At 36.2% G+C, this 12,559-nt stretch carries 10 protein-coding genes; 3 read left to right on the forward strand and 7 right to left on the reverse strand.

Annotated elements, in window-relative coordinates; translation table 11 throughout:
- The first annotated feature begins 1 nt into the window (after position 1).
- A complete protein-coding gene (locus ACQKM9_RS01875; RefSeq protein WP_427732154.1) occupies positions 2-1,771 on the forward strand; it encodes a vWA domain-containing protein in 1,770 nt (589 codons plus the stop codon).
- Positions 1,755-4,355: a VWA domain-containing protein gene (locus ACQKM9_RS01880; protein ID WP_427732157.1), complete on the forward strand. Its 2,601-nt coding sequence runs from the start codon at positions 1,755-1,757 to the stop codon at positions 4,353-4,355. The genes ACQKM9_RS01875 and ACQKM9_RS01880 overlap by 17 nt, the downstream gene beginning before the upstream one ends.
- Before the next feature lie 37 nt (positions 4,356-4,392).
- On the opposite strand, the gene ACQKM9_RS01885 is transcribed toward ACQKM9_RS01880, so the two are convergent.
- The 7 genes from ACQKM9_RS01885 to ACQKM9_RS01915 form a co-directional block, all read right to left on the reverse strand.
- On the reverse strand, positions 4,393-5,565 hold the full coding sequence (locus tag ACQKM9_RS01885; RefSeq protein ID WP_427732158.1) for an MFS transporter: 1,173 nt from the start codon (positions 5,563-5,565) through the stop codon (positions 4,393-4,395).
- 130 nt (positions 5,566-5,695) lie between these two features.
- A complete protein-coding gene (locus ACQKM9_RS01890; protein ID WP_427732160.1) occupies positions 5,696-6,769 on the reverse strand; it encodes an ABC transporter substrate-binding protein in 1,074 nt (357 codons plus the stop codon).
- Positions 6,766-7,569 carry an ABC transporter permease gene (locus ACQKM9_RS01895; protein ID WP_427732162.1) on the reverse strand — a complete coding sequence of 268 codons (804 nt, stop codon included), beginning with the start codon at positions 7,567-7,569 and terminating at the stop codon, positions 6,766-6,768. The genes ACQKM9_RS01890 and ACQKM9_RS01895 overlap by 4 nt, the downstream gene beginning before the upstream one ends.
- The gene (locus ACQKM9_RS01900) at positions 7,553-8,377 is read right to left on the reverse strand and encodes an ABC transporter permease (RefSeq protein ID WP_427732164.1); all 825 of its coding nucleotides are present in this window, start codon (positions 8,375-8,377) and stop codon (positions 7,553-7,555) included. Before ACQKM9_RS01900 ends, ACQKM9_RS01895 begins: the two co-directional genes overlap by 17 nt.
- The gene (locus tag ACQKM9_RS01905) at positions 8,367-9,473 is read right to left on the reverse strand and encodes an ABC transporter ATP-binding protein (protein WP_427732166.1); all 1,107 of its coding nucleotides are present in this window, start codon (positions 9,471-9,473) and stop codon (positions 8,367-8,369) included. The genes ACQKM9_RS01900 and ACQKM9_RS01905 overlap by 11 nt, the downstream gene beginning before the upstream one ends.
- Before the next feature lie 15 nt (positions 9,474-9,488).
- Positions 9,489-10,031 (reverse strand): helix-turn-helix domain-containing protein, encoded by a 543-nt coding sequence (locus ACQKM9_RS01910; RefSeq protein ID WP_427732168.1) that lies wholly within the window; start codon positions 10,029-10,031, stop codon positions 9,489-9,491.
- 379 nt (positions 10,032-10,410) lie between these two features.
- A complete protein-coding gene (locus ACQKM9_RS01915) occupies positions 10,411-11,082 on the reverse strand; it encodes a LytTR family DNA-binding domain-containing protein (RefSeq protein WP_427732170.1) in 672 nt (223 codons plus the stop codon).
- Between the two features lie 183 nt (positions 11,083-11,265).
- Between ACQKM9_RS01915 and aceA the strand changes: the two genes are divergently transcribed.
- The gene (aceA, locus tag ACQKM9_RS01920) at positions 11,266-12,549 is read left to right on the forward strand and encodes an isocitrate lyase (protein WP_427732172.1); all 1,284 of its coding nucleotides are present in this window, start codon (positions 11,266-11,268) and stop codon (positions 12,547-12,549) included.
- Positions 12,550-12,559 lie beyond the last annotated feature (10 nt).

The raw sequence follows: 12,559 nt of genomic DNA on the forward strand, positions 1-12,559 counted from the left end.
AATGGGATTTAATCAACTACCGTTTCTATTAACAGCTATTTTTCCTCTAACAGTATTAATTTATTATTTTTTTCGTAAAAAATATGTGGAGAAACAAATTTCTTCCACGCTTTTTTGGGACGAAGTAATGAAGGAAACGAAGGCTTCACCTTATTTACAACATTTACAAAGAAACGCCTTATTTTATTTGCAAATGCTTGGGCTTATTTTATTTGTTTTAGCTTTATTACAACCGTATTGGAAATCCAAATCTATTGCTGGTGATCAAATTATTTGGGTAGTAGATACGTCAGCTACAATGCTATCAGAAAAAGACGAGCAAACGATATTTGAAGGACATCAAAATGAAATGCTAGATTTAACAAATAGGCTTGGCGGTAAGGCTGTTACGATAATAACGACTGGACCAGAACCACAAGTCATTTTACGTAATGAAACTAATACTAAGACTATTCAAAGCGCCGTAAAATCATTAGAAGTTACATATGCTAATGAACAAATTCCAACAACGTTAGACTTTTTACAAACGTTCATTAGCAAGAGATCAACGGTTATCTATTTGTTCACAGATGCTATAGAACGTGACCAATTACCATTGGAATTACCAGACGTTAAATGGATTGTGAAAGGTGCACCAGAGGACTTACAGAATATTTCATTGCAGCGCTTTGGTGCAACCAAAGTAGACGGTCAGCTGAAGGCGATTGCTCAAGTGAAAAATGATACTAGTAAAGAACAACAAGTAACAATCTTAATTGCTAATGATACTGGTAAAGAGTTAACAAAAAAGAAAATTACTATCCCTGCAAATAACGAAGAACGTGTTCTCTTTGATAATCTTCCTAATCAACCGGTTTTAACAGCTAAGTTGAAAGCCGAAGATGACTACAAAGTAGATAATGAAATGACCATTTTGATACAGCAGAATATATCTAAAATTCTTGTCGATCAAGGGTTACAGCAATTAGTACAAAAAGCCTTTCAGGCGATGGATTTCCCAGTAAGCATAGTCCCATCGTTACAATTAGAAGATTCGAAAAATGATGCAATCATCGTTACTAACCAAACGAGGTTGTTAGAACAACAAAAGCAACCAGTTCTTTTAATTGGACGTGATGATAAAAATGCGAAAGAAGTAAGTGGCGAAGTGACAACGAAGGATTCTAACCTCTTTGCTTATGCGCCAATTAAGGATGTATATGTCAATGAGTTGTATCCAGCGTTTAAGGATTATAAAACTGTTGCAACAATTGGAGATGCGCCATTTATTCAAATTTCACCTGTAGGACATATTGCCGTCTTAGCTGATATACAAATGACCGACTGGCCACTTCATCCTTCATTCCCTTTATTCTTATGGAGTGCAAAAGAAAGCCTAGCTAGTAGTGGTAGTGATATTGGCATGTTTTCACCGAATGAAAGGCGTATTATTTCCTTAGCAGGAACAGACAGTGGAGAGAAAGGGTATGAAGTGTATACTCAAGAAGGGGAATACATTCGTAGCTTTGAAGATGGTAACAATTTTATCGCACCTACTGAACCAGGGCTCTATATGATGAAATCAGGTAATGAGGAAAAACGCTTCGTAGTTACATTACAGCAGCAAGAGAAAGTAATTACTAAAGGGACTTCATTTGAATATGGAGAGACTGTGGATAAAAAAGTAACAAATTTAGTACAGCAACCCCTATTGCCAGTATTAATATTGTTGATTATCACATTATTACTAGTTGAATGGGAGGTGCAACGTCGATATGGATTTACGCATTGATCACCCCCTCTATCTTTTGTTATTTATACCAGTTCTAATGTATATTGGATGGGCATGGCTACAAAGTAGCAAACGTTATAATAAAGAACATAAAATTATTTTCTACATGCGTGTAGTAGCAATCAGCTTACTTATTTTTGCATTGAGTGCCCCTTATATTTTATTGTCGGTAAAGGAAGAACAAGTAGTCTTTTTAGTAGATCGTTCTGCCTCAATGAAAGGAACGGAAAAAGACATTGCGAGTTGGATCCAAGAAAGTATGGAAAGTAGTAAGGACTACCAATCTAAAGGGGTCTATAGCTTTGCTTCAGGAGTACAAACAGATCTTAGTTTAACCACTGATAAAATCAATTTGCCAGTATGGTCTGCATTAAAAGATAGTGGACAAACAAATTTAGCAAATGCCTTACAGCTAGTATCGAATGTAGTTGATCGTAATAAGGCGACTCGTATTGTTTTATTTTCAGATGGCGTAGAAACAGCGGGTTCAACAATGGATCAACTTAGTCGGCTACAAAATAGTAAAGTTCAAATTGATACAGTCAAAGTAGATAAACCAGTAAAACAAGATGTGGCCATTACTTCTTTTGAAACGCCACCTGTGGCATATAAAGATGAACGGCAGCAGTTAACGGTGCAAATTGAAGCTTCCACAAATACGACAGGTGAGTTAATATTGTCGGCGAATGAAAAAGTAATTGAAAAACAAAAAGTGCAGTTAGATAGTGGCTCAAATACAATTACATTCCGTCATACGGCAAAAGGTGACGGCCTCATTAAATATAAGGTTCAACTTAAAATGGAAGAAGATTCCTTACTTGAAAATAATGAGTTAACGAGTGTCACTACAGTGCAAGGAACACCACATATATTATTAGTACACGGTGATGATGTGAAATCAAGTACTCTTTCGAATGTTATTGACCAGAGTACGTTAAAGATAGATGACATCTCAGCGATAGAATTACCGTCAATGCAGTCATCTTACATTGGCTATGATGCTATTATTTTTGACAATGTCTCAGGGCATTTAGTCGGAGAAAAGAAAATGGCTATGATTGAACAGGCAGTGAAAAACTTTGGGATGGGATTTATGATGATTGGTGGGGAAAATAGTTTTGGGCTCGGTGGTTATTTCAAAACACCGATTGAAACCATTTTGCCTGTTGAAATGGAAGTGAAAGGTAAAGAACAAATTCCTTCTCTTGGCTTAACAATTGTCTTAGACCGCTCTGGGAGTATGAGTGGTAACAAAATTAATTTAGCAAAAGAAGCAGCTGCACGCTCGGTTGAGTTATTGCGTGAAGAGGATACGTTTGGTTTCATCGCGTTTGACGATCGGCCATGGGAAATTATTCCTCCAACACCGTTAGAAGATAAAAAGCAAGTAATTGAGCAAATTTTATCTGTCGCACCAGACGGGGGAACCGAAATTTATACTTCATTAAGTTTAGCTTATGAACGTATGCAAGATATAAAATTACAGCGCAAGCATATTATATTATTAACAGATGGTCAAGCAGCAACAAATAATTCCTATGAGCAGCTAATTGAGGAAGGTAAAAAAGCGAATATTACACTTTCTACAGTTGCGATTGGGCAAGATTCTGATCGAGGTTTACTTCAATATTTAGCGGAAGCAGGAGCAGGTAGATTCTATGATGTAGCAGATGAAGAAACTATTCCATCTATACTTTCTCGTGAAACGTCGATGTTGACCCGCACATATATTGAAGACAATCCCTTTTATCCCATCATAGGTGGAGGGGCGAAATGGCAAAGTTTATTTAAAGATGGCGTGCCGAAAATGAATGCTTATATCGCTACTACAGCAAAGCAAACGGCTAATGTCATTGTAGAAAGTGCAAAGGATGATCCTGTTCTTGCTGAATGGAAATATGGACTTGGAAAGACAATGGCTTTCACATCGGATACAGCAGGCAAGTGGAGTGGAGATTGGGCTCGCTTTCAAGGATGGTCGGATTTTTGGAATACTACCGTGTCAGAGCTACTCCCAGCATATAACGAGGTACCCTATAATATCCAACAGCAGAGCGACGGTTCTTTTATTGTTTCAGACCCGACAGCACAATCGGCCTTTATGGACATAGTTGTTGTAGATGAAAAAGGTGAAGAGTTATCTATCACAGAAGAACCGTTAGCGCCTGGTAAAACCCGTGTAAATTTTGAACATGAACCCGGATTAGTATTCTTCAGAGTTTCAAATGATGAAGAAGGTATGTATCAAGCGGGACTGACTATCCCATATAGTGCAGAATATCAAATACAGCCGGACAATACAAAGTTATTAACAGAGCTTGCAACAAAAACCAATGGTAAAGAACTAACAGATCCAGCAGAAGCATTTCGTAAGCTTCCTTCATCAAGTTTAAATCAACAAAGCATTGTACAATGGTTAGTGTTAACTGCAATGTTATTGTTCTTTATAGATATTACATTAAGACGTTTTGGCTGGACTACATTACGTAATATTCCAAAGGGATTTCGTAGAGCAAAAAAAGAAACCCAACATGAAGAACAACTAGATGTTGGTGAACTGTTAAAAAATAAAAAAACACGTTAAAAAGGCGGCTCGAGTTTGAGCCGCCTTTTTATATATTTTATGAAGCCAGTGTTGTTTTTCTCTTTGCCCAAACCGCAGTTAAGGAGAAGCAACCAACAAGAATAATCGTTCCGAAAACATAGGGACTATTCATATTCCAATCGAATAATATTCCTGCAAGTGCAGGACCAATCATATTACCTAAACTCATGTATGCATTATTCATACCAGCAGCGAAACCTTGTTCATTGCCAGCTGTTTTTGAAATTAGTGTATTGACAGCAGGACGAATTAAAGTTGTTGCTGTTGAGAATATTGTTGCCACAAGCAACATGATAAAGAATCCACTAACGAATAATATACCAAGCATGCTAATCGATGCAACTGCAAGACCAAATAAAATAATTTTCATTTCGCCGAATTTTTTAAATAGCTTATTTAATGCAAAGCCTTGAACAATGACACCAACAAAACCACCAACTGTCATTAATATAGCTATATCAGTTGCTGTATATGTAAACTTATAAGTTAAGAACATTGATAGAGTCGCTTGGAAATTTGAAATTCCAAAAGAGAATACAAAGACAACAATAAGTAGTACAAAGTATGAGGCATGGAATGAACGAGACAGTTGTTTTAATATGTTATCACCTTTAACAACATTCTGTATTATAGGTGTTGTCGCTGGTAGTAAGATGAGAGATAGTATCCCTGCGATAATAGAAGCAGACCCTGCAAAATAGAATGGAAAGTGTAAACTAACATTAGACAAAAAGCCACCAATTCCAGGACCAATCATAAAGCCCAGTGAAATTGCTGCTCCAATTAGCCCCATTGCTTTTCCACGTTCATCAATGGTGGTAATATCTGCTACATAGGCCATAATTGGCGGTACGATAAAGGCAGATCCAACTCCTGTTAAGAACCGACAAACGAATAGCATCCAAAGTTCTGTAGATAAGCCAAAAGAGATTTGTGCAATACCATTTAAAATTAGACCAAAAACTATTAAATTTTTTCTACCTATTTTGTCAGATAGATTACCGGCAATAGGAGAGAACAGAAACTGAGCAAAAGCTATAATTGCTATTAAAAAGCCGAGTACTTGTCCAGCTGCACCAAACTGTTTTAAATATGTGGGCATTACAGGAATAATAAGACCAACAGCACTCATCGTGATAAACATATTAAACATTAATAAAATCAATGCCAATTTATTAGAGGATTTCATATATTACTCTCTTTCTTGAAGAAGTATTTCGTGTTGCTAATTAATGTCGCTTTTAGAATTATACAGCTTGTTCAGATGTTAAGCAACAAAAGAAGCTCAGTGAGGTTTACACCTACCGAGCTTCTTCATTTTATCGTATGGACATTTTAAATTTCAAGAAAAACTCATTGTATTCACCGATTTTTTCTTTACCTAAATTTTTATACACATGTAAATTATTTCGAACTTCTTTTGATGGATAGTAGCGTTCGTCGTTTACTACTTCAGGATCCATTAATTTTAATGCAGCTTTATTCGGTGTAGAGTATCCTACATATTCTGCATTTTGAGCAGCCACTTCAGGATCTAACATAAAATTAATGAATTTATGTGCACCTGAAATGTTTTTAGACGTTTTAGGAATAACCATATTATCAAACCATAAATTCGAACCTTCTGATGGGACATTGTATGTTAAGTCCTCATTCTCAGACATCATATCAGCGGCTTGACCTGACCAAGTTAAAGCAACAGAGGCATCACCATTAACCATTAATTGCGTTACTTCATCTCCGATAATAGCTTTGACATTCGGGGCCATTTTTATTAATTTGTCAGTTGCTGCCTTCAATTCATCAGTATCAGTAGAATTAAGTGATTTTCCCATGCTGTTTAAGCTAACACCTAAAACTTCACGAGCACTATCAACTAATATTACTTTTCCTTTTAGAGATGGGTCCCAAAGGTCATCCCAGCTATCGAAATTTTGTCCTTTTAACATTTTTGTATTATAAACAATCCCTACAGTCCCCCAAAAATAAGGGACAGAGTATTTATTCTTCAGGTCAAAATCCAAATTCAAAAAATCTTCATCGATGTTCTTGATATTCGGAATTTGTTTGTAGTCGATTGGAAGTAATAATTCACGTTCTTTCATTTGCTCAATTGTGTATTCAGATGGCATCGAAATATCATAAGATGTACCACCTTGTTCAATTTTCGTCATCATCGCTTCGTTTGAATCAAATGTTTCGTAAATAACGTGAATACCAGTTTCTTTTTCAAATTGTTTTAGTAAGTCAGGATCAATATATTCGCCCCAGTTGTAAATGGTCAAAATATCTTTTCCAGATTTACCTGAAGTTTGGTCCATTACACTTGCAGCATACATCAGTATTGCGCAAACAAGAATTATACCAACTGTATAGCGTACTAATGACTTCATTTAGGAACCTCCGATCCACGAGAACCTTTACTACGGTTTGTGATGAAGTAATAGCCGAGCACTAGTAACATCGTAACAAAGAATACTAAGCCTGAAATAGCATTAACAGTTAAAGACACACCAGCGCGTGCCATCGAATAGATTTCAACGGATAAAGTACTGAAGCCATTACCGGTAACGAAAAACGTTACTGCGAAATCATCAAGGGAATAAGTTAAAGCTAAAAAGAATCCAGCGAAAATACCTGGTTTGATAAAAGGTAAAATAACACGAGTTAAAATGTCGCGACGTGATGCACCTAAATCAAGTGCGGCATCGATTAGAGAAGAACTCATTTCTTGTAACTTAGGTAAAACCATAATGACAACAATTGGGATACTAAAAGCAACGTGTGCTAATAATACAGAACTGAATCCTAAATTAACTCCAACCATTGTGAATAAGATCAAGAAAGATGCCCCAATAATAACGTCTGGACTTACAATTAAAATATTATTAAGCGAAAGAATAGTATTACGTAGCTTGTGATTACGTATCGAAACAATTCCGATCGCACCAAGAGTCCCAATCATAGTAGAAATGAGTGCGGACAATAGAGCTACAACAACAGTATTAATCAAAATGTTTATCAACCGTGTATCTTCAAATACAGCTTTATAGTGTTCCAACGTAAATGATTTGAAATTTGTCATCGTTCCGCCACTGTTAAAAGAGTAAAATACTAAAAACAGAATAGGCGCATACAAAACGACAAAAACCAAAGCTAAATATAGCTTTGAACCTTTACTTAGCTTTTCCATTTTGTGATGCCCCTTTCTCTTTTTGACCAGTGAGTAGCATTATGATGAACATAAATAGTATTAAGAAAACGGCGATTGTCGAACCCATTCCCCAGTTTTGAGTAACCAAAAACTGTTGTTCGATTGCAGTCCCAAGTGTAATAACGCGGTTACCTGCAATAAGTCGAGTTATCATAAATAGAGATAATGAAGGAATAAACACTGCTTGAATTCCTGATTTAACACCGTTCATTGTCAGTGGTAGTATAACTCGACGGAATGTAGTAAGTTTTGAAGCACCTAAATCACGAGAAGCATAAATAAGTGCTGGATTTAGTTTATCCAATGCATTGAAAATTGGTAAAATCATAAACGGAATGAAAATATAAACAGCCACAAAAACAAAACTAGCATCAGTAAATAAGATTTGTTGTTCTGGAATGCCAAGTGTTTTCAAAAATGCATTAATCGGACCACTCATACCGAAAATCCCAATAAATGCGTACGTTTTTAAAAGTAAGTTAATCCATGATGGAATAATAATTAATATAAGCCAAAGCTGTTTTTGCTTTGTTTTAGTAATTAAATAGGCAGTGGGATAAGAAACTAATAATGAAAATACGGTAATCAGAAATGCGTACCAAAATGAACTTAACGTCATTTTCAAATAAACGCCCGAAAAGAAGTTATGATAGTTTGCGAATGTGAAATTACCATTTAAATCAAGAAGTGAGTAATACACAACCAATATAATAGGAGCAATTACAAAGAGCGCAATCCATAAATAATATGGAACGAGTGTAAATGGATTGTTTTTGTTATTTCTCATCTTCTTCATCTCCATATGATTCTAAACGTTTGTCAAAGTCTTCCTCTGTCTCGTTTAGACGCATAACGTGAATGGCTTCAGGATCAAAATCTAGTCCGATTTTTGTACCAACTGTTGCTTTTTTTAATGAGTGTACAAGCCATTCATTTCCATCTTCATCATAGGTAGATAATTCATAATGTACACCGCGGAATAATTGTGTATCTACAGTTACTTCTAGCTTACCATTTTCAAGTGACGTAATTTCTAAATCTTCAGGTCGAATTACGATGTCTATTTTTTCATTTGGATTTAAACCTTGGTCAACACACTCGAATGTTTTGCCAGCGAATTTCACGACAAAGTCTTCAAGCATCGTACCAGGTACTATATTTGATTCGCCGATGAAATCAGCAACGAATCGGTTAATTGGTTCATCATAAATATCAACAGGTGTTCCACTTTGTTGAATAGTACCTTCGTTTAAAACGAAAATTTCATCCGACATTGCTAATGCTTCTTCTTGATCATGTGTGACGAATACAAATGTTTTACCTAGTCGTTGTTGTAATTCTCGTAGTTCATATTGCATTTCTGTACGTAGCTTTAAATCTAATGCAGATAATGGTTCATCTAATAAGATGATTTCAGGGTCATTCACGATTGCCCGAGCGATAGCGACACGTTGACGTTGACCACCAGACATTTCAGATATTTCACGATTGCCATAGCCTTCTAAGTTAACGAATTTTAATGCTTCATTTACACGAGTTGTTATTTCAGCATTTTTTAGTTTTTTTATACGCAATCCAAATGCAACATTTTCAAACACATCTAAATGTGGGAATAGGGCATAGTCTTGGAATACAGTATTCACTTGTCTTTCATTTGCAGGAACATTATTGATCTTCTTCCCATTGAAATAAATCGAGCCACTCGTTGGCTCCATGAAACCAGCGATTAGGCGGAGAATTGTTGTTTTACCACAACCAGATGGACCTAGTAGCGTGTAAAACTCACCTCTTTCTAATTCAAAACTGATGTCTTTTAATACGACAGTGCCATCAGAATAAGACTTTGACACGTTTTCAAAGCGGATAATTGAGTTTTCAGTCATGTGGGGCCTCCTAAACTATAAATAAGATTCGGTTGCGACGAGTAAAAGCTCGGTTTTTCCTGCGTGAGCATTAAACAGTTGATGGGTATCTGAAGCATCGAAATAAACCGCATTACCTGCAGTTGCGATATACTCTTCTTTACCTAATACAAGTCGAACACGCCCAGTTAAAACATAGATAAATGTTTCAGAGAGAGAAGGCTCAAATTGTTTGAATTCACCGTTTTGTTCAAATGTTAAAATGACAGGTTCAATTTCTTTTTCATTAGAAGTTGGAATAAGCCATTGAATACGATATTTTTTATCTTCGTCTGTAAAGATTGTTTGGTCCTCATCTGTGTAGACGACCTTTTTTTCTTCTTGTTCATCATCAAAAAAGTCTTTTGGTGTTGAGCCAAGAACTTCTAGTAATGTGAAGAGAGTTTCAATAGAAGGAGAGTTTAAATCCCTTTCTAATTGTGAGATGTAACCTTTGCTCAAATCTGTTCTTTCACCTAACTCTTCTTGGGTAAGCCCTTTTTTTAGGCGAAGTCGTTTAATCTTTTTGCCGATTTGCATCTACCTTGCTCCTCGATTGTTTACTATTCGTAAACTTACAGAATCGAAAGTTTACTTTAACGAAACTTTTAGTTTACTCAAACGATATCTATTATACAAAATTGACAGCATTTTTCAACCGTTTTTAGAAAAAAAAAATAGCATTATTGAAAGTTTATGAGAAAATACTTGAAGCTTTAAGGTGAAAAATGCATTCTCTTTAATCTCTTACCCTAAATGGAAATAAAGTATTCTCTTTATATAGGAGGTGATTTCGTCAAGTTGTTTTAGTAATAAAAAAATTAATCAATATTAACAGGGTGTCCTCAATTAACCGAAATCATTAAATATAAAAAACCGAATGCATCTTCGCATTCGGTAGACATTACAAATATTAATCTCAAAACTCTAGAGCTCTCTTCACATCATTAATATAGGTACTACTGATAGGTAGTTCAGTATTATCTTTTAAAACAATCATTAAATTTGATGAGAAATCCCTTGTTATTTTTTGGATAGAGTGAATGTTCACTATATAGGAACGGTGTATTCTTAAAAAACAATCGGGTAATCGTCTATGTAACTCTTTTAATGTTAAGTTCGTTCTGTATTGTTCACTTTTAGCATAAAACCAGCTTTTTTTATTTAAGCTTTCGAAATGCGAGACTTTTTCAATTGCGATAGGCGCCCATTCATCTTGTTGTTTACCAGTTATAAAGCGGAAAGGTTCTTTTACAGCTAAATGATGATTGGGTGGTAATATGACTAGTAGTGCTGCAGGTTTGCCATGTAAGTCGATGGGATAACCAATACAGTAATAAGGCGTACCCAATACCTCTTCTTCTACAACAGCTTCGATCTTTCTTCTTTCTTGAATGACTCGTTCAGCGATGCTCCCTTTTTGTATCCCTTTGCCATTATTTAAATGTACATCATAATCGCCTGCCACAAAATAGATGTAAGAGTCTCCGATAGCAATTGCCAGCGTTGCCTCCTGTGGAACCCAATCCGCTAACAAATTCTTGTATTGATCAACTAATCCTTTTGCAAAACCAACTTTATCCTCAACCATTTGAAGTGCCCCCTCAATTCATCTTGGAAAAACATTCTTTCGTCTTGAAAAAATGGTTTTTTGTCAAAAAGCAATAACAAAAATTAGAAACTGTTATATATTAATTTATAACAACGTTATCTGTTATGCAACAATAGATTCGAACAGATTTTAACGTAAATTAATTGGAAGGTGTGGATTTTTATGATATCGAGACAACAACAAGTGGAGCAATTAGAAAAAAACTGGGTTGAAGAGGGTCGATGGTTAGGAATTGAACGTCCATATAGTGCGGAAGAGGTAGTTAAATTACGCGGTTCTGTAATTATTGAACATACATTAGCCAAAAAAGGTGCTGCACGTCTATGGAAATCTTTACACGAAGAAGATTTTATCAATGCTTTAGGTGCATTGACAGGTAATCAAGCTGTACAACAAGTTAAAGCGGGTTTACAAGCAATTTACCTAAGTGGTTGGCAAGTAGCAGCAGATGCAAATCTTTCAGGTCAAATGTATCCTGACCAAAGCTTGTACCCAGCTAACAGCGTTCCTCAAGTTGTTAAGCGAATTAACCAAGCGTTGCAACGAGCAGATCAAATCGATCATGCTGAAGGCCGCGAAGATGGCTTTGACTGGTTCGCGCCGATTGTAGCAGACGCTGAAGCTGGTTTTGGCGGACCCTTAAATGTTTTTGAATTAGTAAAAGGTATGATCGAATCAGGTGCTTCAGGAGTCCACTTAGAGGATCAATTAGCTTCAGAGAAAAAATGTGGTCATTTAGGTGGTAAAGTTTTACTTCCAACACAAAATGCGATTCGCAATCTAATCGCTGCAAGACTTGCAGCTGACGTTTTAGATGTACCTACAATTTTAATTGCACGTACAGATGCAGATGCAGCAGATATGGTAACAAGTGATATCGATCCAAGAGATGCAGAGTTTATCACAGGAGAGCGTACTCCTGAAGGTTTCTTCCGTACAAAACCTGGCATTGACCAAGCGATTGCTCGTGGCCTAGCTTATGCGCCGTATGCAGACTTAATTTGGTGCGAAACATCAACACCAGACTTAGAAGAGGCAAAAAAATTCGCTGATGCAATTCGAGCGAAATTCCCGAATAAAATGCTTGCCTATAACTGCTCTCCGTCATTCAACTGGAAAGCAAACTTAGACGATGAAACGATCGCTAAATATCAAGTTGAACTAGGGAAAATGGGTTACAAATTCCAATTCGTAACATTAGCTGGATTCCATGCTCTAAACCATAGCATGTTCGAATTGGCGCATGATTATAAAGATAATGGCATGGCTGCATACTCTAAACTTCAAGAAGCTGAATTTGCTAACGAAACAAAAGGTTATACAGCTACAAAGCATCAACGCGAAGTAGGCACTGGTTACTTTGATGATGTATCACAAGTAATCTCAGGGGGAACATCTTCTACAACTGCTATGAAGGGTTCTACAGAAACAGCACAATTCATTTAAACAAAAGGGG

The organism is Viridibacillus sp. NPDC093762 (assembly GCF_050279675.1).
Taxonomy (GTDB): domain Bacteria; phylum Bacillota; class Bacilli; order Bacillales_A; family Planococcaceae; genus Viridibacillus.

Excerpts from the sequence above, each read along its gene's own strand:
- ACQKM9_RS01875 (WP_427732154.1), top strand. The coding sequence starts at position 2 with ATGGGATTTAATCAACTACCGTTTCTATTAACAGCTATTTTTCCTCTA.
- ACQKM9_RS01900 (WP_427732164.1), bottom strand. The coding sequence starts at position 8,377 with ATGAGAAATAACAAAAACAATCCATTTACACTCGTTCCATATTATTTA.
- ACQKM9_RS01915 (WP_427732170.1), bottom strand. The coding sequence starts at position 11,082 with ATGGTTGAGGATAAAGTTGGTTTTGCAAAAGGATTAGTTGATCAATAC.
- ACQKM9_RS01895 (WP_427732162.1), bottom strand. The coding sequence starts at position 7,569 with ATGGAAAAGCTAAGTAAAGGTTCAAAGCTATATTTAGCTTTGGTTTTT.
- ACQKM9_RS01885 (WP_427732158.1), bottom strand. The coding sequence starts at position 5,565 with ATGAAATCCTCTAATAAATTGGCATTGATTTTATTAATGTTTAATATG.
- ACQKM9_RS01890 (WP_427732160.1), bottom strand. The coding sequence starts at position 6,769 with ATGAAGTCATTAGTACGCTATACAGTTGGTATAATTCTTGTTTGCGCA.
- ACQKM9_RS01910 (WP_427732168.1), bottom strand. The coding sequence starts at position 10,031 with ATGCAAATCGGCAAAAAGATTAAACGACTTCGCCTAAAAAAAGGGCTT.
- aceA (WP_427732172.1), top strand. The coding sequence starts at position 11,266 with ATGATATCGAGACAACAACAAGTGGAGCAATTAGAAAAAAACTGGGTT.
- ACQKM9_RS01880 (WP_427732157.1), top strand. The coding sequence starts at position 1,755 with ATGGATTTACGCATTGATCACCCCCTCTATCTTTTGTTATTTATACCA.
- ACQKM9_RS01905 (WP_427732166.1), bottom strand. The coding sequence starts at position 9,473 with ATGACTGAAAACTCAATTATCCGCTTTGAAAACGTGTCAAAGTCTTAT.